The sequence below is a fragment of the Rheinheimera sp. B2H12 genome, assembly GCF_059620065.1.
Map to the genome: position 1 here is coordinate 4,770,340 of NZ_CM184363.1, position 25,296 is coordinate 4,795,635.

The window sequence follows — 25,296 nt, forward strand, 5'->3', positions numbered from 1 at the left end:
GTGCGTACTACTGAAATTGTTGATGGCTTCCGCCAGTCTGCCCCCTATGTCAACGCCCACCGCGGCAAAACCTTCGTGGTGATGCTGGGTGGCGAAGCGATGATCCAGCCAGGTTTTCGCAGCATTATCAATGATATAGCCTTGCTTAACAGCTTAGGGATTAAAATTGTGCTGGTGTACGGTGCCAGACCACAAATTAATCAGGCGCTGGAACAGCATGGCCTGGCGGCACAGTACCACAACAGGATCCGGGTGACGGACGATGATTCTTTCCGTTTGATCAAACAAGTGGCTGGCGCTTTACAACTGGATATCACAGCACGGCTGTCGATGAGTTTATCCAATACCCCGATGCATAACGCCCAAATCAACGTGGTCAGTGGCAACTTTGTCATCGCCCAGCCGTTGGGTGTGGATGAAGGTATTGATTACCATCACAGTGGCCGGGTGCGCCGGATTGATGTCGCCGGCATCCGCCGCCAGCTCGATCAAAACTGCATTGTACTGATGGGGCCGGTGGCAGCCTCGGTCACCGGCGAAAGCTTTAACCTGACCGCCGAAGAAATTGCCACTCAGGTGGCGATTAAACTGCGGGCCGATAAAATGATCGGTTTCACCGATATTGGTGGCATCGTCGATGAACTCGGGGAAATTATCGCCGAACTGATGCCAAATGATGCCGAAGTGATGATGAATAATATGGAACAGCAACCAGGCGCCTGTACCGCCACCCTGGCATTTTTGCACGCTGCCATCAGCGCCAGCCGCGCTGGCATCCCGCGTTGTCACCTGGTCAGTAACAGCATCAATGGCGCTTTGCTGCAGGAGTTGTTTTCACGCGATGGCATTGGCACCCAAATTGTCACTGAAGCCGCCGAACGACTGCGTGCCGCCACTATTAACGACATTGGCGGTATTCTGGATTTGATCCGGCCGCTGGAGCAACAGGGTTTATTGGTCAGACGCTCGCGTGAACAACTGGAAATGGAAATTGATCAGTTTGTGGTGATTGAACGTGATGGTCTGGTGATTGGTTGTGCCGCGCTTTATCCATTCCCGGAAGACAATGTCGGTGAATTCGCCTGCCTGGCGGTGCATCCGAATTACCGGGATGCCGACCGTGGCACTTTATTGCTGAAAAATATTATTCAGCTGGCGCGGCAACGCAAGTATTACACCTTGTTTGCGCTGACCACTCGTAGTATTCACTGGTTCCTGGAGCATGGTTTTGAGCTGAAAAACGTGGAAGATTTACCGGCAAAAAAACAGCAGCTGTACAACTACCAGCGTCGCTCGAAAATTCTGGCACTGGATTTAACCTAAGCTTTGCCAGACTATAGCCGGTGCTCAATCCACGGATTGTTGCACCTGCTGCACCACTTGTTTTGCCAGCGCCCGCGCTGTTGTCCACTTGCCGCCACTGACGGTTAATAACTGCTGTTGCCAGTGCATGGCATATTCCCGGCTGGCACTGCTGGCATCAGCACTGCCCGCCAGTAATGGCCGCACACCGGCAAATTCGCGCTGGATATCCGTGCTGCTGCGCGGGCTGACAAAATAATGGTTATAAACATCCAGCAGATACTGCCGCTCGGCAGCACTGCATTGCACCGGCTGCTCAATGCTTTGCCGCACCTCAGTGGTGCCCAGCAACGTTTGGCCCTGATACGGCAGGACAAATACAATACGTTGCTCGCCAGGCACCTCCAGCATATGACCGTAGCGGCACAGCGGCGGCAATAACAAATGACTGCCGCGGACTAAATCCAGCCCTTGCTGCACTGGTAAACCGGATTGCTGTAACAGCTGATTGCTCCAGGGGCCGGCGATATTAATCACCCGATCAAACGGCCGCCACTGTGCTTCATCAAGCAATAATACAGCCCCATCCGGCCGGACTGCCGTCACCGGGCTGTGCTGATGAATTTGGACCCCCTGCTTTTCTGCCTGGGTTGCGACCCAAAGCCCTAACTGCTGATCATCCATCTGACCATCAAAAAACAGATAAGCACCAAGCAAACCAGCGGGCTGTAAATCCGGACTGCAACGCAGCGCCTGTGCAGCCGTCAACCAGCGATGCCGGCCAATACCTTGCCGGCCTGACAGCAAGTCATACAGCCACAAGCCAATTTTTAATTGCCAGCGCGGCCGGCGACCCGCCTGATACATTGGATATAAAATCGGTAAACGCCGGGTCAACTGCGGCGCTTTTTTTAACCACCAACGCCTTTCCTGCAAAGCCTCATGCACCAGCCGGAATTCAGCTTGCTCCAGATAGCGCAAACCACCATGCAACAATTTGCTGGAGGCGGCGCTGGTTGCCTGCATCAACGCATCCCGTTCAAATAACTCCACCTGATGACCTGCCAGCGCCAATTGCCAGGCCGCGGCCAGCCCGTTGATGCCGCCCCCAATCACTGCCAGTCGCATGGGTTTATCCTTTTGCTGTTAACAAACTGGTTAAAATCGCTAAGCTGTGGTCAGAGCAAAGCAAAAATTTTTAGCTTTGTCGACTGAATCTGCAGCAATCGTTCAGCCATGGCACAGATTTATCAACTGCCCCGCTGACAGCAGTAGCAAAAGCAGCTACAGTTGGCAGCTATCAAATCCAACTTCGGATCAACACCGCCCTGACGCGGTATCGCATCTTTTGCAGGACCTGAATGGATGAACCAATCGTTGTTTGGCAGCACCATTGCTACTAAAAATATCAAAGAACTGCTCAGCAGAATTTATGACGTCAGTGCCCGCAAAGATTCGTTATTTGAACGGGCGCACAGCTTTTTCAGTGGTGTTGATCAGGCTGAACTGACGCAATTGCAGCAACAAATCGAGGCGCTGGAACAAAAACTGCTGGCCGCAGGCAAAGCAGCCCAGAGCAAAGTAGAAGCCAGACTGCTCGAGTGCCGGCAACAACAAAAAGACAAACAGCGGCAGTTGGAAGAACTCAGAGTTGATCGGATTCGACAACTGAAACAGCTGGCCCGCATGCTGTTGACGCAAAGCCTTGGCGATACACCACAGGAAAGCCAACTGTTGGCCGCCAGAGCATTGGGGACGATTCAATTGCTCTCACCCAGCAGCGGCAAACAGGTAGCAAGCATCAACCAGCGGCATAAGCATGCTTACAAAGCCATTTTGGCCTTGTTGTTACTCGATCGCCTGCTGGCACTGAAGCTGATTAAAAACCGTTATGTGCTGCAAAAATGGCATGACAGTCAGCAGGCGAAACAAAACCAAACCGCCAGCGATTACGATCCTTTTCTGGAAGAAGTGCAGTTACCGCTGGTGATGGCTTTGTTATTACAGGACATCGGCCTGCAACATCCGGCAGCCCAACTGATCCTCAAAGGCGAAGATGGCAGCCTGGATGAATTCCGTATTCTGCAACCGGCCGAGCGACAGGCGCTGCTGCACATCAGCTATCAACAAAGCCAGGATTATCTGGCGCTGGGGCTGGGTGCTGACAGTTACATAGGTAACTCCAAAGTTGAACGCGCTTTGTTCCAGGAGATGGAGCAAGATCGGCTGAATTTCATCAGTCACTTGCTCAAATCCGCCATTACGCCGGAAGAGGGTATTGGCAACTTGCTGAAGATCCCACAAGTCTATGTATCAGTGGTGCTGCCCTGTAAACAAAACTATAAATACGAGCAACTGCCCAAAGTCAGCGCTATTTTAAAAGCCGGTGTTGGCAAAGGTTGGTATCCGGCAACGATCGTCGATGCTTTGCTGGATATCACCGGCGCTTTTCCGCAAGGCTATGGCGTGACTTACATTCCAAAAGATTCAGATAACAAAGATTTAGACAGATACGAATACGCTATTGTCAACGGCTTGTATCCGGCACAAATCGAGCAGCCGATCTGCCGTACGGCCACCCGCAATCTGACCTATCACAGCTCAGGCGTGAATCTGGTGATCAGCACTGACAATAATCTGTATTTCAGCCCGGCACAGCAAAAGCTGGAAAAAATGAGTGAAGAGCGGCTGCTGGAAATTTTAAGTAAACTGGCTTCTAACTTTACCGAACGCAGCCAGCTGGATTTAATTCCAAAATGCTGGCATCCGGATGAGTTTTTCACTTATTTAAAAAATCAGAATTTATGGAATAAAGCCGATACCTATCGTAACTGAGCGCGGGCGGCTTGCACTTAGCCCAGTCGCCAGACGATGGCAGCGCCGGTCAACACACCGCTGCCAGACAGCAGAAAGTTCAGGATTTTGGCGGCGGTGGCGTTTTAAGCTGCCGTTTAAATTTGACGATTTGATAAATCACCAGCAGGTAACTGAGTAAAAACAGCAAATTAAAACTGCCTGTTGTCGTCGTGGAAAATGCCTGCGCTGAGGGCAATAACACCATTTTCACCATCGGCAATAAAATGCTGGCAAAGATCACCGCCAACACTGATGGACTTTGGACAAACTTCACCAGATAAGCCAAACCCAGACTGGCCAGCGCATATTGTAAATGCCACTGCCCCTGATACAGCGTTTGACTGTCCACTGCCACATACAACAACGTCAGCAGATAACTGCTGGCAAACAGATAAGCCAACACCCGAACAGCTTTTTGCATCTTTGATTCTCCTGCCATAAACTGCGGCAGTATGCCCGAGCACTGGGCTGCCGCCAAACGAAATTGAACAAGCCAAAGGAGACTTCGCTATCGATACCCTACTGCAGCAGGCCGTCGCCGCGCTGTTTTTTTTATTGATAGTGGTGCTTGGCTGCAGCATGATTTTAGCGCCAACCATCATCATGTGGCTCAGTTTGCAACGACTGTGGCCAACGCTGTTTCCAGTCAAAGTCTGGCAAATGACGCTGCTGTCTGTGCTGTTGTCCAGCATCAGCTACTGCTGGCTTGCACCAGATGCAGACTTGCTGGCGCAGTCGGCGCTGGCATTGCAGCTGACTTTTGGCTGGAGTCTGGCTCTGCTGCCGTTACAGGCTGGCTGGCAGTTATGGCAACGTCGCCGACACTGCGGCAGCCGTGGCTGAACGCCTGCGAATGTTCAGCAGAAACTGCTGCCAGACTGTGCTTAACTGCTGTTATCATCTGCACTGACTATTTTGCCGAGATCTTATCATGTCAACAGCATCAGGCGCCCTGGCCTATCAAAAACAGGAACAAGGTTATCGCGATAAAGCGCTGAAAATGTACCCTTGGGTTTGCGGCCGTTGTGCCCGCGAGTTTGTTTATTCCAATTTACGCGAGCTGACGGTACATCACAAAGATCATGACCACAGCAATAACCCGGCGGATGGCAGTAACTGGGAACTGTTGTGTATCTATTGCCATGACAATGAACACAACAGATATTCTGAGCATGTGATCTATGGGGCAACGACAGCGCAACCACAGCAGGTGGCGACCCATAATCCTTTTGCCAATCTGAAAGCCCTGCTGAATAAGGAATAACGGATGAGCGCTGCCCGTGCCCTGCAAATCCCGGCCAGTACCAGACTGCAGTACCGTTTATTAGACGCCCATGACAGCGAGCTGTTATTTGAACTGGATCAGGACGAAGCCGTGATGCAGTTTATTAATGGCGGTCGCAAAACCAGCCGCGCAGAAATTGCACAGCGGCTACTGCCAAGGATGTTGTCGTACCGGGATCCGCTCAAGGGTTATGGTCTGTGGCAAGTGTGCAGCAAAGCGGACAACCAACAGCTGCCCGCCGCCTATCTGGGCTGGATACTGGTCAGGCCAATGGGCTTTTTCAGCGACCAGCCCTGCAGCGATAACCTGGAACTGGGCTGGCGTTTTAAACAGCACGCCTGGGGCCAGGGTTTTGCCACAGAAGCCGCCACTGCTGTAATGGCGGCGCTGGCGCAGCAAGGGACAGTACGCTATTTTTCCGCTCTCGCCGATCCCGATAACAGCGGATCCATTGCAGTGATGAAAAAATTAGGCATGCAGTTTATTCGCCAGCAACAGGTGCAGGATCCGCTTGGCGCACATCTGGCAGTGATTTACCAAACAGCAGTGTGCGAACACCCATTGCAACACGATAATTTTTCTTCTTTAGATACAACAACATAAAATTTAAAACCTTGACACAGCAGACCTGTTTGGCGTGCCTGACAGTGCTATAGTGTCAACTTCTATACCCAAACAACTTGAAGATGCTTTTTTTGCGGGTGATAAAAGTGTTTGAGACAAGGCGGCGGTTGGAAGCTTTGGTCATTCCAAAGCGACAAGCACTAACGCGGTATCAGACGCTTTGAGCCCCGTCCGAAGGCAGCATTTTCGATTCGGTGAAATGCTTTTAGCAGAGCTCAAAACGAGTAGCTTCAGGTTGTTTGGGTATATATATCTCTTTGCAGCCGGAGTCTTTATGCAGCAATTTGCCAGCACTTATCCTATTGGTCAGCCAGGTATGCCCTGGGGTGACGCCGAAAAAGCCCAGTGGCTGGCCCGGCAACAACGCCAGCGCAGTTATCAGCAAGAGGTGGTGCAGCCATTACAACAACTGTGCCAGCAAAAACCTGAGCTGCAAGCCAGCGCCGAGTTAGTGCACTATGGTGAACTGGATTATCGTGCACTTGGGTTTGACTGTTATCCGTTATGGGCTGTGCGCAGTAAAAACTGGCAAGCCGGTCGGGCGACAGTCCTGATCACGGGCGGCGTGCATGGCTATGAAAGCAGTGGTGTACATGGTGCTTTATTATTTATCGCCGAGCAATTTAGCCAGTCCAGCCAGCAGTTTAATCTGCTGGTATTGCCTTGCATCAGCCCTTGGGGTTATGAAACCATCAATCGCTGGAACCCGGCGGCTGTTGACCCAAATCGCTCTTTTAGTGCCCAGAGTCAATCCGCCGAAGCCAGCGCTGTAATGACATTGCTCGAAACTATCGAAGATCCGATAGTGCTGCATGTCGATTTGCATGAAACCACAGATTCAGACAACAGTGAATTTCGCCCGGCCAAGGCCGCCCGCGATGGCACCGTCAATACCAACTGGAACATTCCGGACGGCTTTTATCTGGTCGATGACAGTGAGAAATCACAGCCGGAATTTCAGCGCGCTATTATTCAGGCTGTAAGCGCTGTGACGCATATAGCTGCAGCGGATGCGGATGGCTGTCTGATTGGCGAAAAATTACAACAAGCAGGTGTGATCCATTATCCAAAACGAGCCTTAGGATTATGCGGTGGTGTCACTGCTGCACCTTATGTCACCACCACTGAAGTGTATCCGGACAGCCAGTTCGCCAGCCCGGCACAATGTAATCAGGCTCAGCTTTGTACCATAGTGGCAGCCATCGCCTTTGTGGCATCGAGTGACGCCCAGTACGGTTGAGTAAAAAGTGTGTTTTGTCATCACACTGGCATCTGCCACTGGCAACATAAAGTTTCAGTGAGATACTGGTTTGCCGTCGACATGGCGGCTTGCACAAAATGTTAAAAGTAACATTATGTTTTGATTTAAATTAACCATGCCAACGTGGTCACTGCAAAGATGTTTGAATGAATGGCAACCTGATGAAACTCAAATGCTGTATTTTTATGATGCTGAGTCTGCACTGGCATGTTGCCCACGCCAAGCCTGCTGCGGAGACGGCATTGATCCTGACTGTCGGGCCCAATGCTCCCCTGACTCAGCCGCAGCCAAAGTTGCCAGTTGTGGTGCAGCAACAGCGCAATGACTCGCCGTGGCAGCAAAGGTCAGCAGACAGCTGGAAAACTTTGTTCAGCGACAAAACCGCGACGACCAGCCGCCACCCGGACAGCGTCTCGCGCTGGACTTTACCAACGCTGATTATGGCGTTGCTTGGCTTGTTATGGTTAATCAGCCGCAGTCAGCGTCACGGCTAAAGAGCCGAACACAACATCGCAACAAGGAATGAACACGATGACAGGCCAACTGATCGTCAATCAAGTAATTTCAACCGTGGAAACTCAGGTCTACAGTCCGCTGGACTATCACCAGACTGAAGTCAAAGTACAGGCGCTGGCAGCTGAACATCAATTAAGCCGCTTTCAACTGGCGCGGTTATTTAAAAAACATTCCGGCAAAGATTTAACCGGTTTTATCCAGCGCATGAAGCTGGAAGCCGCGGCCAATATTGTGTCTTATACCCACACGCCGTTGCTGGAACTGGCGATGAACCTGGGTTACACCAGCCAGCAAGCCTTTACCCGCGCCTTCAGTCAGTACTGGGGCATTTCACCTGGAAAAATGCGCTCACAGCGGCAGGATTATGTCCGTTATTTGCATGATGCCCAAGGACAACTCAGAGTCAACTGCCAGATCAGGCGCAACCGTACTGGACTGAAACTCTGGGGCATTCGGTACAAAGGCAACCAGGAAGATGTATTGTTGCATTGGCAACGTTTTGCCAGCAGTCTGGCGCAGTTGTTGCCGGACTATCAGGGACCTTGTTATGGCCTGTTTTATGATGACCCCGCCATCACACCAGCGGGCGAAGTGCGTTATGGCTGCGCCATTGAAATGCCAGCTTACGCTGGGTTACCACCGGAGGGTTGGTACAACACGGACATCCCACCAGGCCGCTTTGTGGTGTTCCAACTGGCAGACAATAGCTATCAGCAAAATCATCATTTGTTATGTCCGGCCGTGATGCACTGGTTTGTCAGCCATGGCGAACAATTTGGTGCAGCCGGCTCTTATGAAATTTTCCCGCATTTGCCATCCACCGATCCGGCCGAGCACTATTCACTGCAATTGTTTATTTCGCTGACGGGCTAACTGCCGCTGTCGGCTGGCTCAGGCCGTTCGTTCGAACTGAACCTGTGGCGTCCAACGCTTGGCGTCCAACGCTTGGCGTCCAACACTTGGCGTCCAACACTTGGCGTCCAACACTGCTATTTTAAGTCTTTGACATCAACTCAGCAGCCACTTTGTTTCACTGGTAAAATCTGCGGCGTTTTTGCCACCAGGCGAACAAAAATCAGCTAGAATGCTGGCCAAAAATCAAGCTGAAATATCGGAGCAGTGGTCAGGGATGAAAGTTGGCATCGGTTACAGTAATACTCAGGATGCGCGGGCCGCTGGCCGGGCTGTGGCAACTGCCGCCATCGCGGATGGTGGTTTAGATCAGCCAAGCCTGGTACTGGCGTTTTGTCATGGTTCTGTGGATCATCAGGCATTTTATCAGGGCCTGCGTGATATCCTCGGCAGCGACATCCAAATCGTCGGTGGCTCTGCCATCGGCGTCATCACCAATCATCATTTAAGTTATCAAGGCGCACCGGCCGCCGCTGCAGTACTGCAATTACAGCACGCTTATTGCCAGTTGGTCAGCACCGATGAAATCTTCAAATTTCCACATAGCAGCGGTCAGCGACTGGCGCGGGCTTTGCAAATCCAGCCGGAGAGCAACCTGCTGTTGTTATTGTATGATTCCATCAAGTTTCCGGCGGCGGGCAACAGACCGGCAGTGTTAAATCCATCGGCACCTTTGCTGCAGGGGCTGACCACGCATTTACCAGCCCAGTTAAAGGTGGCAGGTGCGGGCTTGCTGGGTGATTACCAGTTTAGCCATACCTGGCAATTTACCGGCCAGCAAGTGTCAGCTCAATCGGCTATCGCCTTGTTATTTAGCGGCATTCAGCCTTATATCACCACCATGCACGGCTGTTATCCGATTGATCAGGTCGACCATTGCATCAGCAATATTTATGGCCAGTTTTTATACCAGCTCGATGGTCAACCTGTGATGGAAGTGATTGATGCTTTATATGGCCATCAACAGTGGCGGCAGCAATCCATGCTGAAAGAATTGTCGCTGGGGGTGCATTGCGGCAATAAAACCGAGCCAGTGCAGGAAAAGCATTATAAAAACCGCCTGATCAGCGGTATTTTACCGGATGAGCAAGGCATCATTTTATTTGAACCGGATTTGGCCGAAGGCGATCTAGTCCAGTTTATGCGTCGGGATCCGGCGCTGATCCTGGCGTCGGCCCGCGAAAATACTGCGCGCTTACTGCAAGAGATTAAAGATGATGGCAAAACCGCATTGTTCGCGCTGTATTTTGACTGCGCTGGCCGGGTGGCCACGCTGGATGGCACTGAAACTGAAGAGGCCGCTGAAGTACAGCGGCTATTAAATCAGCAACAAATCCCGTTACTTGGCATCTACTGCGGGGTGGAAATTGCACCTTTTCAGGGCAAAAGCCAGGGGCTGGACTGGAGCGGCGTGCTGGTGATCCTGTGCCGCTGACACTGCCACCGCAGCAAACAGAGTGACATCTGCTTAATACTGGGTAAAACGCACCAGACCATAACCATTGCGGTCGATGCAATAATGCACGTACAACGGCATGCCACTGGTTCTGGCAGCCAGCAGCATGCTATAGGTGCGATTCACAAATTCGCTGTTACCAGCCAGCGGACAACCGGCACTGTCATCACCAGCACCGGCCCGGACATAAAACCATTCTGTCACGCGCGGCGGCATCTGCTCTGTCTGAAAATAAATGGTGGCCGGATCATTAGCACCAATTCTAATCTTACTGATTTTGCTGAATAAATTAGATTCTTGCTGGGCATAAACCTCAGTTACACTGCACAGGCATAACACCAGTAAAAGTTTTTTGAGCATGATATTCCCCTCTTTGTTCTATTATCGCCGCACTGCTATTCAGGCGTGCTTCAGGTCATTTTGTCTAGCGGACTTGCATTTGCGTTGTCGTTGCGAGGCAACCAATTCGACTGTTTTTTAAACGATTAAAGATCAACATTTAACCAACAAAACCTGCAAGTATTCGCCAATCAAGCGCGTAATTTTACGAATCATCACAAAAAATGACAATAATTTATAATTGTTGTGTTTTTGTACTTTTTTTGCTATTTTCGCGCCATTTTCGAAACATGTGGTTGTTGTGTCGAATTTTTAACTTGCAGTGTTCAAGCTGAAATCTGTTGACTGCTGGCAAGTCTGAATATCCTCCGCAATACCTCCAAATGATAAATGGCCATTATTATGCTAAAGAAAATTTTAACTGGGATACTGCTTTTCCAGTCTTCACATCTAATTGCGAATCAAGCGACATCAACGGCAAATGAAGAAAAAATATTATCAAACGGTAGTATTGCTGTACTAAAAATAACTGACTTCAGTAATAACAAATCAATCAATCAATTTAAAACATTTAATCTGACTGGCAACAATCTTACGATTTATTCAGGAAATACACCGACAACAACTGAATCCCAAATAATCATTTCAGCACCTTCTATCCAGCTGAGAAATAGTCATATAAAAATCATTGGCAAGCCTGTTGATATAGTGTTTCAGAGTACAGCAGCTGGCACTCATGATGTTTGTCAAAGCTGTACGATTGAAAATGCTAAAAGAATCACTTTTGTTAATAGCAGTAGCACATTCTGGAATAATGGGCTGATTACAACAGATATCAGCCGCAATATGCAGATCAACAATGTTTATGCACCCGGTGCGCAGGCGGTTGAATTTCTGGCAGGCAATATCACATTGAATGGGGTGGTCAATACTAATTTACAGGCAGAAAGCCATCCGGCAGGCGGTTTTATCATCGCACCAGGCGGAAGTCAGGTTGTCGGCACTGGCGGCGTCAACTTTTATAGTGGTGCCCTGCAATTTGATTACCCCAGTTCAGCCATTAAAGGGGCCACTGCAGTGACCAGCGCTTTACAGCTGAATGGCACTGTGTCAGCTGCCGCCGTCACTGTGGCTGCAGCCGGCGATATCACCATCGCAGAGCGCGCTGTATTGGATACCAACTCCGATTTTATTTCTTCCAGTTCACGCAACAATGCGCCATACATTCCTCAGGAAGGCATTTACTTGCAAAACCTGAAAGCATCACAGTCTGACAACCGCGCTTTGCACATGAATCTGTCAGGCAAATTAATGACCGATTACAACTTGTCAATCAAATCGGTCAGCTCGGTCTCACTGGCTGCCAACGTGATCGCGAAAAAGATGCAAATGATTGCAGCCACCCATGTGTATCAGCGCGGTTATATTCAAGCAACCGATTTGCAGATTGCAGCCGATGTGATCACCAATACCGGTTATATCAGCGCTGCGAATCTTCGTTTTGATGCAGTCAATGATATTGCTAACACTATGGGAGGCCATATCAACGGCTCAACTGTGGCAATGAAATCAACTGCAGGTTCTTTTCTGAATGGCGCCAGAAACAGCGTGATGACGATCCCGACGCATTTAAAAAGCGAACTCATTGCTCCAGTCACGAATATCAATCAAAAGACACAGGGCATCTTCTTTAAACTGCTGAAAAAAGATGCGCAGTCTGCCAGTGTAACAGCCAAGATTTTTGCCGACAAAATCTCCATCTCGGCAGTGAATATCGAGAATATTAATCCCTATTACATAGACAAAGCAGAACAGGAGTCATGGGATAACGGTGTCCGGCTGGAAGTTCAGAAAGCAAACCAGGTGTCATTAACTGCTGAAGACAGCATGGAGCTCGCTGCAACCGGCTATATCCTGAATTCATCCGCCATCCTGGGACAAAGTAATGTTGATGGCAATTTCCATATGAATACCCCTCATTTTTATAACCAGCGTTATAAAACTGATGCCAACTCATTTATTTTAAATACAACAAGCAGGGATGCAAACCAGAAAGTACGCTCTGCAACCTCGGTAGAAACCTCTAAAGTCGGCACTGAAACCGTCTTGATATCATACTCGCCAGCCGGAAGACTATATTCATATGGCAAATTTTATTTTAGCGATGGCATTCAAAATAATACAACAAAAGAAAGCTTCAATAACGATATCTCTTACGTCGAACTATTAAACAGCAGTTATTTCCACAATACAAACCTAGTCAGCACTGGCTATTTAATTTCTACATCCTTTAAAGGGGATGCAACCACAGCCAGGAATTGCTTAATTAAAGAATACTGCAAAGGTGATATGATTACGGTTCACACCACCATTGATACCTTACTTTCTTTCAAGGGTAATGTTTACGGCATCTCAGACACTGCAAAGGAAAGCAACTTATCCATCAATAATATAGATGTTAGTGATAACATTATTAAAGAGTATATATTCAAACACTTTAAAGACAAGGGCATCACACCAAATGATGAAGGTCAACGTCTCGACCTGATCAGCGGCTACTATTACTACAGCACAACTAAATGTGACGACCCAGATGAAAGAAGACCACCAACTCCAGAAACTCCCCCAATGATTGAAGAGAACTACAACGAGCATTGTGAAACTACAATTTCGTCAATAGACCTGAGAGAACTGATTAAGAACAACAACTCGAACTATAACGGCGTGAAGTATTCCGAAGACAAAATAAACGCGGCCGTCATAAAATATATTAATAGTCAACCTCTAAACGTAATCCGTTATGAGGCTTATATCACAAAAACAATTCTGCAAGAAAGTGGGATAACAGCTGATAAGAAAAGCATTACTATTGTTTATTATCATGAATACAGACACTTGGTTGAACAGCATGAAGATCCTGACAAACCTAAGAGCCCAGAACAAATTTATGAACCTGCTATTGACTATGCTCCCACTATAAAAATAACTCTTGAGCTGGACACTTTAATGCAGAATTATGGACAATAAGGCAAAGTCATGAAAAACAACAATCATCCAGAGTTTAATCATATAGAGCTATGGCATCGAATCACCTCTTTTATTGTTTTTTCGGTGATGATGCTCAATTTAATGATCCCATTTTCGATCAGTGCAGCGACCATTGTTGATAAAAGTTTTTTCAGTACAGAACTAGCATCAGGGCAATATTATGAGCCTGCTTATACTGGTGATTTTTTATATAAAAAATCCAGCCTGATTAATACCACGGCCAAAACAATACCTTATTCTATTGCCGATTTTTTCAAAGAACTGGCTAATGTTAAAAGTCCGGCCTTACCGGCAAAAGTATTAGTACCGGTTCAGGTAGGTGATATCACGATTTTTGTGCCGATCAATAAATTAGGCAAGCTCGCCGGTGATGCCGAGGTGCAGGCCAGGCTGATCCGTTCACAGATTTATAATGTGTTTTCCAGAAACACAATTCAGGCAGGTTTCACTGAAGCGCAACAAATCGCTGCACTCTATGCCAACTCTGCACTGCTAGCCGCCCAGGGCGGGGTAACTTTTGGCAAGGAGATCAGTGAAAGCCAGGCTAACAACTTTGGCAAAGATTTTATCTGGCCGGTCGAAATGGCGCTAAACGGGCAATCCGTGTTAGTGCCGCAACTTTATTTATCTGATGCCACAGTGAAGGACTTCACCTTAAAAGGACATCTGGTTGAATTTCATGGCACGACGGCAGAATTCCACCATATTAACATTGGTGCCGGTTCTCTGGTGGATGTCAGAAACAACTATTTAAAAGCCAGTGGTAACTTCAATCTTGGCGAAAATGCGCGCATTGTCGGCGAAAATGACGTCAATTTGATAGTTCACGGTACTTTACAAAACCTGTCCGGCACTATCACTGCAAGCAAGAATATTAATATTCTGGCAGGCCAGCTCAGTAGTAAAAGAGTGGTCCACCGTTTTGATACCGGCCAGTATCAGGGCACCCGATTAGGCGAAGTTGCTGGCTATCTGGCGAACGGTCACATCCAGATCCGCACTTATGGCGATATGCAATTTGAAAGCTCAGTGCTGAATGCCGGTGGCAGTATCCAGCTCAGAGCAGATGGCAACATCCGTATCGCTGCCCAGCAGGAAAGCATTGTGGGTGGTCGTGCAGTGGGTGGCTATCGTACCACCGACTCAGCTTTTGCATATCTTGGTTCCAGCCTGACGGCAAAAGACAGCGTGTTTTTAATGGCCAGCGGCGCTATTGAAATCAACGCATCCACCATCCATGCCGACAGCGGTGTCATTCAGCTACTGGCGCAGCAAGGTGTGTATATCGGTAACGAAATGAACCAGTTTCAGCAATCTCGCCAGGGCAAACTGGGCAAGGTAACTGAACAGGAACAGCAACTGCAGACCATGGCGGTCCGCTCTGCGCTGAATGCCGGTAAAGGCGTCTTGATTGCCACTGAGCTTGGCGATATTACCCTGAAAGCCACCTCCATCAAGGCAGGTCAGGGCACCGAAGTCAGTGCCCGCAATGGCAAACTGAATCTGTTGCTGGCAAAAGAACAGGACGAATACTTCTATAACAAGGTGAAAAAAGGCACCTGGAAGATCAAAACCGAGACCAAACAGGATCAAACCGACACTGCCGTCTATAACGCTATTGTTGGCGGGGTGAAGGTGCATGCCAGCCGTGGTGTCACGCTGGAACTGGCACAAAAAGAAGGGCAGTCAATCAGCCAGGTGATGTCAGATATGGCAGCCACCACAGATTTAGCCTGGATGAATACGCTATATAACGATCCCCAGTTTGCCGGCAATATCGATCTGGCATATCAGACCCTGCAAGACCTGCATCTACACAAGAAAACCAGCAACTTAAGCCCGGCAGCTATGGCGGTGATTGCCATTGCAGTGGCTGTCGCTATGGGGCCACACGGCGCTAACTTGCTAGGTAACCAGGGGGCAATTGCCAAGTTTGCAATTGGTAGCAAAGCGACGGCGGCTGGCACTGCTCTTGCTGGCAGCATGCAAGCAGGCGCTCTGACACTGGCAACTCAAGCAGCTAACGGCCTTGCCAGCGGTAAAGGCCTGGGTGGCACACTGGAATCTATGGTGCAGGAAGACAGTATTCGCTCACTGGCCATTTCAATGGTCACAGCGGGAGCATTATCACAAGTCACTGATTTTGGCTCAGATTTATTCGGTAATGCGGCCAGTGATGCTGCATTTCTCAGCACTGACACCCTGATTTCTCTCGGTAATCAAGCCGCACAGACACTTGTAAATGCCACAGTCTCTGCAGGTATTTCATCAATGATCAATGGAACTGGTTTCCAAGAATTTCAGGACAGTCTGGTTAAATCAATCAAGACCAATGCTATCAATCAACTCGGTCAGCACATGGCTGAAGAGATTGGCGTAGCTGTCGATGACAAAAAAATTAATACCGCTTTGCAACTCGTCTCTCATGCTGCATTAGGTTGTACTATCGGGATTGCCTCTGCTAGCGTCAACAAAACTAATAGCTCTGGGATCGCGTGTTCCTCTGGCGCCGCTGGGGCTGTGATTGGCGAAGTCATCAGCGATAAATTTAAAGAAAAAGGAAATTATCAAGCTGAACGGCAGAAACTAGAGGCTGAACTCAAGAGATTGGGGGTAGATCCCAAAAACTATGAAAATATGAGTGCTGAGGCTGCTAGAAAACTGCAACAATCTGTTGAAGTACAAACAATGATGCAAGAGCTCAACCTTATTAAAGCTAAAGGGGTAGATCTGGCGAAATTAGGGGCTGCGCTCGCGCTTTTTGCAGTAAAAGGTGATGTCAACATCGCGGCAGATACCGCCGAGAATGCAGCAGCAAACAATGCATTTTGGTTTGCTGTACAAGCTGGCTATATGATTTACAAGGCTATTGAACTTCACAATACCATTACTGAAGTTTCTGAAAAGTTAAAGGAATTCGCCAAAGCTGATGAAAAGCGCCGCCAAGAAATCATTATAGACATAGCCATAACGTTTTCAATTGACCTTCTGGTTGGCAAAACAGCAAGTGAATTACTTGGCACTTTAATTAAACAAGCTAAAAAATCCGGCATCATTCCGGATCAAGTTTTAGCTGAAATGATTGCCTTCGAAAAACTGCATCTGGAAAACAAATCAAGTCAATATAAAACTGGCAGCGGCTCACCAGATGCCATAAAAGTTCACTCCGACCCTGAAATCGCCAACGTTAAAAAAGCCGTTGATAGGATGCTTGGCGATAAAACAAAAACAGCTAAACCGACAAAAAGTGGCTTTATCAATGGCAAGCAAGTACAACAGTTTTCTGTTGATATTCAGCTATCTGCAGCAGATCAGAAAATATTGGATGATAAATTATTAAATTGGGATCAGTTGAGTAAACAAGAAAAAGGCGCATTTACCGAGCAGTTTACTCAGCGCATTTTGAGTCAGGATCCACGCTTAAAAGAAATTGACGGCAAATATGGTAGTAATAATGGTGCGGATCATTTATATCTGACCCAAAACTCGGATGGCACTTTAACCACTGTACTGGCAACATTAGACAGTAAACAGCTCACAAGCGGTGGTGGGCTCAGACTTGGCAAAGGCGCAGGTGGTAATACACAATTCAGCACAGATTGGTTTAAAGCTATTGCTGCGCATCTTGGTAACGCAGGAAAATATGACGCCCAAAATGCAATTAAGCAACATATAGATGCAAGGACTATGCATCTGGCAGTGTCTTATATTGACCCTGCCACCAAAAAGCTGTTTATTTTACCTGTTGATTTTCCTTTAGATAAGGCTGGAAACTAACCATGACAGCAAACTGGGCAAAGTTAAAACAACAAAGTTTAATTGGTATCAGTAATATACTGACTTATGACGTTTCAAGTACGCTACAACTACTACGCTCAGGTCAAGGGTCCAGACCTGATTGCGCTATGACGATGGAAGGTACATATATCTATAAAGCGTTGCAGGCGATGTTTTTGCAGCAAGACCCGGCGTTATTTCGCCAATACACTTATACGTCAGCACTGTTTCGGATCATGAAAGCGCAGCAACGACCAGCAGCGTTTGATGGTATGTGTGCGCTGTTTGCTGCCGTGGTCTGTGATGATGCGGAACTCTATCACTGGCATAGCCAGCATGTGCTGCCGAGCTTCAGCACCATACCAAAACAAAAATGGATCGACCGCAACAGAGTCGGGAGCCGGGAGTTTCAGACATTTCAGTTACAGTTAGCGATGCAGCAAAAATTCGAGCTGCTGGCAGAGCGGGCGGAATATATTCTGGCGCATCCGCCTGGTAAAAACATGCTCAAATATCAGGTCGATAACCAGTTTTTCCTGGGGCTGGCACGCGGCGATGTCGCCCTGATGACGGAAGCGCTGACGCTGTTATGCAGCCCGAAATTCGCGGCCCGGCGTTTTCATGCGGATGGCATCATTTGCAATTATCTATTGTCTCCTTTTGGCCTGATGTACGGCAAAATGGCATGGCGGGCGGGTTATCAGCTCGACATCGACTCGCCGCTGTATCCGACTGAATTGGTTGCTGTAGCACCATTGCCGCAGTACCAGCGCAGTTATGATGTGCTGGAAACACTTGATATTTACCAGCCATTCGCCTATGACCAGCATTTTACCCCGCTGCCGCCGGGCCAGTTCAATCTGGATATTTGTCAACAATCGCGTCCGATGGAAAAATTGCCATAACATGGTTAGGTTATCCGTTATTTTTGCAACAGGAGAGCAATAATGTCTGCCCAATCAGCTTTAGCCATGAATATTTATTCAGCACAGGCTCAGGCGAGAACTGACACTTTTATGCAGTTGGTGCAGCAGCAGCAACTGACATTATTACCGGGCCGGTTTGGTGGTGAGTTTAACAATGACCAAATCGCAGTGGGCTGGCACCGTGGCCAGTTTGTGCTCTGGTTTGGTCTGCAAGAACGTTTAGCAGGGCAGGAATTACAGCTGGATGCCTGGGGCTTAGGCCCCTTCGCCCAGGGATCTAAGCCCTGGCTGGAGCTGGTGGTGCAGAGTATGCGGTTGTCGCATGGTCTGCCGCCTGAGTTACTGGAGTTGCTCGCCACCCATTTAACCGCCGCAACACTCCAGGTTTCAGCCGTCTATCTGGATTTGCAGCAACAATGTATTGCCTTTAAGGCCATCAGGTTGGACTCTGCCACTGAGTTCACTCCAATCGCAACCCCCTTACCCCTGGCTGCGACGGTCGAATTACAAATGAATCAGTTCTGCCAAAAAGCCAAGGTATGGGATGATTTATTCTCGAATGTCGTCACCGGGCAAGGTTTAACCTTATTACCAGGTCGCTATGGCGGTGAATACAACAATGATCAGGTTGCAGTTGGCAAACTTCATGGCGATTTTGTGGTGTTTTTTGGTATCAAACTGGATCATGGTGCCGGTTTACAGCTGGACACACTGGCATTAGGTCCTTTTATGCAAGGATCTGCCGATTGGTTAACCATGATTCATCACATCATGCAACGCACGCCAGGCATAGATACTGCATTGTCAGTGGAGTTTAACCAGCATTTGCAGGCAAACACTATCGCGGTCCATGTGTTGTTTATCGACACCGCAACGTCTAGCTTAAAATCCCTGTATCTGGACATGGATGAGTAGCCTTATTGTTGGCAACAATTCGACAGTGTCAGCCAAGGTAACAACACCAAAATGGCTGCCAAAGGCAATAAAAGTGCCCTGCCTGAACGCACTGACCGAACTTTAGCTGTTAACGGCCACAAGCGCCCATTGTGCTGAACTTTAACTGAGAACCATGAGGCTACGATGCTTGATGAAACGCAACTGCGTAAATTTGTCCGCTACAAAAAAATTGCCCGTAATGCATTGACTAAATATCAGCGGGTCTATGACGACCATCTGATTCAGTTAACGCATTTTATTGAGCATGGGACCAATCGGCCTGACATGAGCATCTGCGACGAATTAGCATACTGGGAATTAGTTGATTTACGCATTCCAGAAACTTACTGGGAAACCGCGGCCGAAGTGAGCATGAGCCAACAACACCAGATGGATTATCCGCATCTGATGCGCTCCTTAGCCTACGGTTATATCGAAACGGCAAGAGCACATTATGGCATGCATCACTTTTTAGCTCGTTTTGGCCGTGAGCGAACCGGTGGTCTTGATCCATCCGACCTGTTTCGGTTATGTCTGGCTGAGCTGGCTGGCCTGGAAAAGGAAAGCCGGCAGCTGTTTCATGCTTTTGCCAGTGCATACCGGCGTCGGTCAATTATCCGCTCTAAAAGCCATGTCGGTGATTTCGTGGTGCTGCTTTATGCCCGCTATCTGGGAATGGCGCTAGCGCCGCAAGTCGATAACTTTGCCTATCAGGCGCTGCTTGAGGCATGGGATAGCACGGACCTTGCCAAAGTCAGCGCGCTGGTGCTGTTTATTTGTGATGAACAAGTTCGGCAAATGCTGGCTCCGCCCAGCAAGTTTTATTGTGAATTTGATAATGGTGATTATTGCCTGCTGCCTTTAACGGCGTTACTGGTGTTAAAACTGCGGCAAAACCGTGGTTTAACCAACCCGGAACTGACGCACCCGGCTTTTGGGCTACTCAATACCATGTTAGCACCTGCCCCACTGACGCTGCACTACGACGAGCTGTTACTGGCGGTGCTGCAGAAAATGCAAAGCCAGGGTTTTGCTATCGACGCCAGTTATGCCCTGACGCGCTGAAGAAGCCACATCACAGCCCGGCCGATGCCGGGCTGTGTTTTGGCGACAGTCCGCCGAAAGGAATATCTGACGTTTTTAATTAAGCAGTCAGACAGTTCACTTGAATTTGAATCACAGTTCTACGGGTATCTGGCTTATTATTGAAATTTTTTTGCGCATAGAATAAAACCAGTAATAAATGGTATATCAACACCCGACCCCTGAGAGACAGACAATGGCAAGTGCCATGAATAATGATATAAAGTACTGGGTAAAAAATTCTTCCACCCGAGCCCTGCTAACATATCACTTTAGAGAATGTAACTATTGTGATATACAACACTACAAAGGTTCAGTGTTTCGCGGAGTGTTTTCGGCAGCTGCAGATGATATAGAACAAAATATCACCAACGCGATAAACTCAGCATCTGAAGAATATAAATTGTGTTACAGCATTGATAGAATAAAATCCGAGCTCACCCATGCTTTTGCACAAAATGATGATTTTTGGTGGATGTTAGGTGGAGATCCCCTTAGCGAGGATTTTAATGAATACAACTCTGAAGACGCATTTTATGAATCTTATTATATTTCTGCGGTGTCTGTTTGGATAGAACGATATCTACCCGAGCATGTGTACGATAGAATTGAGAGCACCGCGGATGAATATCATCCAGAGATGTTAAAGTTGCTGATAAAAAAATATATCTGGCAGCCATTATTTCCGCATGAGCCGGCGCCCTATCAGGAGCCGGCCAGCGGTTTGTTACCCAGCTTGCAGCAGTTATTACCAACTGATGGCCGATCATTGGCATTGAATGACTGTCATGGCTGGATCCAGCGTTTGGCACCTTAGTGCTTGGCTATCATTTGCTGGCATAGAGCCAGTATTCGGCTTACAAAGCTGACTTGCGTTGATTGAAGCACAGGTCAACACCACTGCAGCCCGGCCGAAAGTAACACTTGACGTCTTAAATGGAGCAGTCAACAGTTCACTGGAGTTTTAATTAACCTTCGACTGATGTCTGTTTTATCATTAAAAACTTTTTATTTATATGAAAAATAAAAAATGCTACATAAATATTATGTAGCTGTCTAAAAAAGAGTAAATGTTATGCGCAGCGACATATTAACCTGGCGGATGGAATCGCCGATCCCGTATTTATTAACGTATCATTTTATGGCTTGCGATCATTGCGAACCAGACGATTACCCAGGCGAGCAATTTCGAGGGGTTTTTTCGGCAGCGGTGGATGACATGATAGAAACTATCATAACGGCTGCTTCGTCCTCAAATAACGAACACAAACAAAAATTTAGTATCGATAAAATAAAATCAGATCTACGGTATGCTTTTGCACAAGATGATGATTTTTGGTGGTTGATGGTTGATGAATGCCCCACCGATCACGATGAGTTTTTTCTTTTCTCGTATCACATATCAGCCATTACGGTATGGGTGGAACGTTATTTACCTGAACACTTATTCCCTTTGTTGGAGCATACCCCGGATGAATATCATCCAGAGATGTTAAAGTTGCTGATAAAAAAATATATCTGGCAGCCATTATTTCCGCATGAGCCGGCGCCCTATCAGGAGCCGGCCAGTGGTTTGTTACCCAGCTTGCAGCAGTTATTACCAACTGATGGCCGATCATTGGCATTGAATGACTGTCATGGCTGGATCCAGCGTTTGGCGCCTTAGACCTGACTATCACTTGCTAACATAAAGCCAGTATTCGGCTTACAAAGCTGACCTGCGTTGATTGAAGCACAGGTCAACACCACCGCAGCCCGGCCGATGCCGGGCTTTTTGGAACCATCACTCACATGCAGTATCATCATTCTTGGCGCCACCCCTTCTCTCAGCTATTTGCCAGCTGCAGCCTGGCCCTGTGTTGCAGTAGCTGTGCTGTCAGTTACCAGCCCGACGGACTCACCGGCGGCTATCGCGACAGCCTGGAAGCGCCCGGTCAGTATGCGGTGTCTTATCATGGCAATGGCAGTATCCGGCTGGCGCAAGCCGTTGATTTTGCTATCTTGCGCGCAGCCCTGATCGCAAAACAACAACAGCAAGCCCATTTTCAGCTGACCGTCACCCAAGTAAAAGTGGTACAGAGCCCTTCCGGCACTATGGGGGCTACCATTCAAACCCCAACTGTCCGCCTGCTGATGAAAATTCCGCCTGCAATCGGCGGCGCGGCCCAGCCAGTCGCGCCAAAAGTACCCTGCCTGAGCGCACTGACCGAACTTTATCTGTTAACGGCCACCCGCGCCCCAGTGGTACAACTGAGCACCACAGACTGTATCCAGCGGATCCAGAGCCAGTATCAACTCAGTGATGCCCAATTAAATCCACAGTAACAACAGCAACCTGAAATGAAAACCAGCCGCAATGGAGGCAACACTTTGATAAAATTTAATACCTTACTATTTAGCCTGCTTGGATTGATATTGAGCTCCCCCAGCTATGCTGAAAAAGGCTGGATCCACTCAGTGAAAGTGGACAAAATTGTGGTGGTCGTCAATGGCGGTATTAATGTCAAAGTAAAACCTGGCTTAACCGGATGTACTTCACTAAGTGGTTATGGTCCACACTATGCTTCAGTGTATCCGGATCACCCGGGCAAGGATCAAATCCTGTCGGTGTTGCTGGCCGCCAGAATGGCTGATCAGCCGGTGGGCATTTATCTGAATGACGACAGCTGCCGGATTACTGAAGTAGTGCTGGGCGGTTATTAACCGTCCATACCGCAGTTGCTCAGCAGAGGGGATAATGCTCCCCCTGCTATTTTCCTCAAAACAACCACAGATAAGCCAGCGTCAGCTCTGCTTGCAACTGCTGCTGCACCAGAGCACTGCCGTTGAGCTCGTCGGCCAGTTGATGCAGGGCGACAGACAACAGCCAGCGTTGTTGCGGCTGCGATTGAACCTGCAACTGGGCAAAAATGCCAAACTGCAACAGCCCGGCCTGCCCTTGATAAGCGCTGCGATCAGGCCGCACTTCGGCCGCACTGACGCCAAAATAATCATCGATATAATGCTTATTCGCCCAGCTGGCCTGTACACCGGTGTTCCAGCCGAATGTCTGTGAGGGTGTCTGGCTGTAACTGAGCTGCAGCCTGAGCAGCGCCCCTTGATTTTGCTGCGCCAAACCCCGTTCATATTCCAGCCGGGCATTCCAGTGCGGCCACAAAGTGCTGATATAAGGCTTGAGGATGGCTGTGCCACCCGGCTCAAGCAGCCCATCCAGCATGGCGGGCCGGTCTTGCAATAAACCAAACTTCTCAGCGCCGCGCAGGCCATCACGATAGCCCACTGCCATACCCACCGTCAGTGGTTGCCAGTTTGCTTCAGCCCCAAAACCCTCGACAGTTCCGGCATACAACCGGCCGCCATCCGCCAACGGATATACAGCCGCAATGGCGGGTAATAAGTACAACTCTTGTTCGGCACTGCCTTGATAAAGCGGTGCCGTTTGCGTGGCAATGCCTGCACTCAATTGCCAGTTCGAGCCGGCAGCAACTGGCGCCGCGCTCAATAGCGCCGCCAGCCAGATGACCGATCTGATAAGTTTTATACGCATAGTTCCGTTCCCTGTCAGGCTGCTGTAATTACAAAACAGCCTACCAAAGCGGCCCTGGTGGTACCGGAGCTTGCGATAAAGCGGCGCTGACTGGCTTAAATGGTGAAAAACAGCAGTTAACAGGCAGAGTCAAGGTTTGTTCTGAGCTAACGCTTTGATTTTCTCTGCATAAAACGCAATTTTATCGAGCGCACTGCTGGCTGCCGCCAGTTCCAGCGCACGGCGATAATGGCCGCTGGCCAGCACAGGTTGTTGCTGCGCCAGTGCCGCTGCGGCCAGATTGTCCTGGGCTCTGAGCGAGGCTGGATATAACAGCGCTTGTTGCAAAAACACCGCATAGGCTTCAGCCTTTTTGTGCGTTTGCGCCTTGCTGCTGAGGCCAGCCTGACTGGCAGCCTGCAATAAACGTTGCCCCAACCCATGCAACTGGAGTTCCGGGATCTGAATGACATAACCATCCAGTTGCGAACGGCGGGCAAAATGCTGTTGCAGTTCAGCCAAGCTGCCCGGAGCTTTGGGCGCCCAGTCGGCCCACCACAAGCGTAAACCCTGATGATAAGCCGGGCCTGGCACGGACAAATGATCCTCTTCCGGCAAGTGCCAGAAACGGCTCTGCAAACTGGCTGGTGCATGCTGCTGCAACAATAGCTCAAACTGCTGCCAGGCAGCCTGATACTCAGGTTCATTGCCAAGCGTGGCGGTATAAAGCGCCACGCTGGCAGGTAAGCTCGCTAACTGTGCTGCGGCCTGCTGTAACAGCAGATTGTCGGCGTAATGCAGATAAGGGCTGGCCGTCAGATAAGCCCGGAACAGGCTCGGGCGCGTCAACATGCAATAAGTTGCCAATAAGCCGCCAAAAGAATGCCCCAGCAACACCGGACCAGGGGCTGTGCGATAACGCTGATTGATCAGCGGTTGCAGTTCAAGCTGAATAAAATCGAGAAAAGCATCGGCCTGGCCTGTGGTTGGCCACTGCGGTTGTGGCACCGGGGTAAAATCTTTATTGCGGTCAATATTGGCGATACTAACCAGGATCACTTCCGGCGCTTTCCCCCAGTGACTGAGTGCATCCAGAATGCCCGGCAACAATGTTAAATTAGGCGCTTCGCCATCCAGTAAATACAACACCGGAAAGCGCAAGTCCTGCCGGCCAGCCGCCTGTGCCGCAAAATAAGTGGCCGGTAACCGTACCTGGATTTCGCGTTGCTGTTGCAATAGCTTTGACTGTATTAACAGCCGTTGTTCATTGTATGGCGGGCTGGGTTCTACTACAGTGACTACCGCGAAACTGGTGGCGCTGCACAACAACAAGCCACATAACAGCGCTCGCCAGCCGTTGCTGCCCGATCGCCCATCCCTGGACTTCTTTTGCATTATGCACATCCTTTGTCTGGCCCGGCTCAGGGCTCTTTATCTAAAGCTCAGGGC

At 48.9% G+C, this 25,296-nt stretch carries 23 protein-coding genes; 18 read left to right on the forward strand and 5 right to left on the reverse strand.

Going from position 1 to position 25,296, the window contains the following annotated elements:
- On the forward strand, positions 1-1,323 hold the full coding sequence (argA, locus tag AC53GJ_RS20325) for an amino-acid N-acetyltransferase (RefSeq protein ID WP_496730221.1): 1,323 nt from the start codon (positions 1-3) through the stop codon (positions 1,321-1,323).
- 24 nt (positions 1,324-1,347) lie between these two features.
- Here argA and AC53GJ_RS20330 read toward each other — a convergent pair whose 3' ends face one another.
- Positions 1,348-2,430, reverse strand: a complete 1,083-nt coding sequence (locus AC53GJ_RS20330) for a glycerol-3-phosphate dehydrogenase/oxidase (protein ID WP_496730222.1) — start codon at positions 2,428-2,430, stop codon at positions 1,348-1,350.
- Positions 2,431-2,667: 237 nt separating this feature from the next.
- Here AC53GJ_RS20330 and AC53GJ_RS20335 point away from each other — a divergent pair, with 237 nt between their 5' ends.
- The gene (locus AC53GJ_RS20335; RefSeq protein WP_496730223.1) at positions 2,668-4,137 is read left to right on the forward strand and encodes a hypothetical protein; all 1,470 of its coding nucleotides are present in this window, start codon (positions 2,668-2,670) and stop codon (positions 4,135-4,137) included.
- Positions 4,138-4,216: 79 nt separating this feature from the next.
- Here AC53GJ_RS20335 and AC53GJ_RS20340 read toward each other — a convergent pair whose 3' ends face one another.
- Entirely contained in the window at positions 4,217-4,579 is a 363-nt protein-coding gene (locus AC53GJ_RS20340; RefSeq protein WP_496730224.1) for a hypothetical protein, read from the reverse strand.
- Between the two features lie 158 nt (positions 4,580-4,737).
- On the opposite strand from AC53GJ_RS20340, the gene AC53GJ_RS20345 reads away from it, so the two are divergent.
- The 7 genes from AC53GJ_RS20345 to AC53GJ_RS20375 all read left to right on the forward strand — a co-directional run bounded on the left by AC53GJ_RS20345 (position 4,738) and on the right by AC53GJ_RS20375 (position 10,191).
- Entirely contained in the window at positions 4,738-5,001 is a 264-nt protein-coding gene (locus tag AC53GJ_RS20345; RefSeq protein ID WP_496730225.1) for a hypothetical protein, read from the forward strand.
- 88 nt (positions 5,002-5,089) lie between these two features.
- The gene (locus AC53GJ_RS20350; protein WP_496730226.1) at positions 5,090-5,422 is read left to right on the forward strand and encodes a YajD family HNH nuclease; all 333 of its coding nucleotides are present in this window, start codon (positions 5,090-5,092) and stop codon (positions 5,420-5,422) included.
- Between the two features lie 3 nt (positions 5,423-5,425).
- Positions 5,426-6,046, forward strand: a complete 621-nt coding sequence (locus AC53GJ_RS20355) for a GNAT family N-acetyltransferase (protein ID WP_496730227.1) — start codon at positions 5,426-5,428, stop codon at positions 6,044-6,046.
- 295 nt (positions 6,047-6,341) lie between these two features.
- A complete protein-coding gene (locus tag AC53GJ_RS20360; protein WP_496730228.1) occupies positions 6,342-7,307 on the forward strand; it encodes a M14 family metallopeptidase in 966 nt (321 codons plus the stop codon).
- Between the two features lie 182 nt (positions 7,308-7,489).
- Positions 7,490-7,822 (forward strand): hypothetical protein, encoded by a 333-nt coding sequence (locus AC53GJ_RS20365; protein ID WP_496730229.1) that lies wholly within the window; start codon positions 7,490-7,492, stop codon positions 7,820-7,822.
- A gap of 37 nt (positions 7,823-7,859) precedes the next feature.
- Entirely contained in the window at positions 7,860-8,717 is an 858-nt protein-coding gene (locus tag AC53GJ_RS20370; RefSeq protein ID WP_496730230.1) for an AraC family transcriptional regulator, read from the forward strand.
- A gap of 256 nt (positions 8,718-8,973) precedes the next feature.
- Entirely contained in the window at positions 8,974-10,191 is a 1,218-nt protein-coding gene (locus AC53GJ_RS20375; RefSeq protein WP_496730231.1) for an FIST signal transduction protein, read from the forward strand.
- A 33-nt stretch (positions 10,192-10,224) separates the two neighbouring features.
- Here the strand turns inward: AC53GJ_RS20375 and AC53GJ_RS20380 are convergent, their stop codons facing one another.
- The gene (locus AC53GJ_RS20380) at positions 10,225-10,572 is read right to left on the reverse strand and encodes a hypothetical protein (protein ID WP_496730232.1); all 348 of its coding nucleotides are present in this window, start codon (positions 10,570-10,572) and stop codon (positions 10,225-10,227) included.
- A gap of 369 nt (positions 10,573-10,941) precedes the next feature.
- On the opposite strand from AC53GJ_RS20380, the gene AC53GJ_RS20385 reads away from it, so the two are divergent.
- From AC53GJ_RS20385 to AC53GJ_RS20425, 9 genes are all read left to right on the forward strand, one after another.
- Positions 10,942-13,578, forward strand: coding sequence for a hypothetical protein (locus tag AC53GJ_RS20385; protein WP_496730233.1), 2,637 nt, complete (start codon positions 10,942-10,944; stop codon positions 13,576-13,578).
- Positions 13,579-14,610: 1,032 nt separating this feature from the next.
- Positions 14,611-17,376 (forward strand): DUF637 domain-containing protein, encoded by a 2,766-nt coding sequence (locus AC53GJ_RS20390; protein WP_496730234.1) that lies wholly within the window; start codon positions 14,611-14,613, stop codon positions 17,374-17,376.
- A gap of 2 nt (positions 17,377-17,378) precedes the next feature.
- On the forward strand, positions 17,379-18,281 hold the full coding sequence (locus AC53GJ_RS20395; protein ID WP_496730235.1) for a hypothetical protein: 903 nt from the start codon (positions 17,379-17,381) through the stop codon (positions 18,279-18,281).
- 42 nt (positions 18,282-18,323) lie between these two features.
- Positions 18,324-19,217 (forward strand): hypothetical protein, encoded by an 894-nt coding sequence (locus AC53GJ_RS20400; RefSeq protein ID WP_496730236.1) that lies wholly within the window; start codon positions 18,324-18,326, stop codon positions 19,215-19,217.
- A 165-nt stretch (positions 19,218-19,382) separates the two neighbouring features.
- Positions 19,383-20,303, forward strand: a complete 921-nt coding sequence (locus AC53GJ_RS20405) for a hypothetical protein (protein ID WP_496730237.1) — start codon at positions 19,383-19,385, stop codon at positions 20,301-20,303.
- Positions 20,304-20,529: 226 nt separating this feature from the next.
- On the forward strand, positions 20,530-21,138 hold the full coding sequence (locus AC53GJ_RS20410; protein WP_496730238.1) for a hypothetical protein: 609 nt from the start codon (positions 20,530-20,532) through the stop codon (positions 21,136-21,138).
- A 258-nt stretch (positions 21,139-21,396) separates the two neighbouring features.
- Positions 21,397-21,987, forward strand: coding sequence for a hypothetical protein (locus tag AC53GJ_RS20415; RefSeq protein ID WP_496730239.1), 591 nt, complete (start codon positions 21,397-21,399; stop codon positions 21,985-21,987).
- Positions 21,988-22,112: 125 nt separating this feature from the next.
- Positions 22,113-22,646, forward strand: coding sequence for a hypothetical protein (locus tag AC53GJ_RS20420; RefSeq protein ID WP_496730240.1), 534 nt, complete (start codon positions 22,113-22,115; stop codon positions 22,644-22,646).
- A 90-nt stretch (positions 22,647-22,736) separates the two neighbouring features.
- On the forward strand, positions 22,737-23,024 hold the full coding sequence (locus AC53GJ_RS20425; RefSeq protein ID WP_496730241.1) for a hypothetical protein: 288 nt from the start codon (positions 22,737-22,739) through the stop codon (positions 23,022-23,024).
- Positions 23,025-23,079: 55 nt separating this feature from the next.
- On the opposite strand, the gene AC53GJ_RS20430 is transcribed toward AC53GJ_RS20425, so the two are convergent.
- Positions 23,080-23,868, reverse strand: coding sequence for a MipA/OmpV family protein (locus tag AC53GJ_RS20430; RefSeq protein ID WP_496730242.1), 789 nt, complete (start codon positions 23,866-23,868; stop codon positions 23,080-23,082).
- A 129-nt stretch (positions 23,869-23,997) separates the two neighbouring features.
- Positions 23,998-25,242 carry an alpha/beta hydrolase gene (locus AC53GJ_RS20435; RefSeq protein WP_496730243.1) on the reverse strand — a complete coding sequence of 415 codons (1,245 nt, stop codon included), beginning with the start codon at positions 25,240-25,242 and terminating at the stop codon, positions 23,998-24,000.
- Positions 25,243-25,296: the final 54 nt, after the last annotated feature.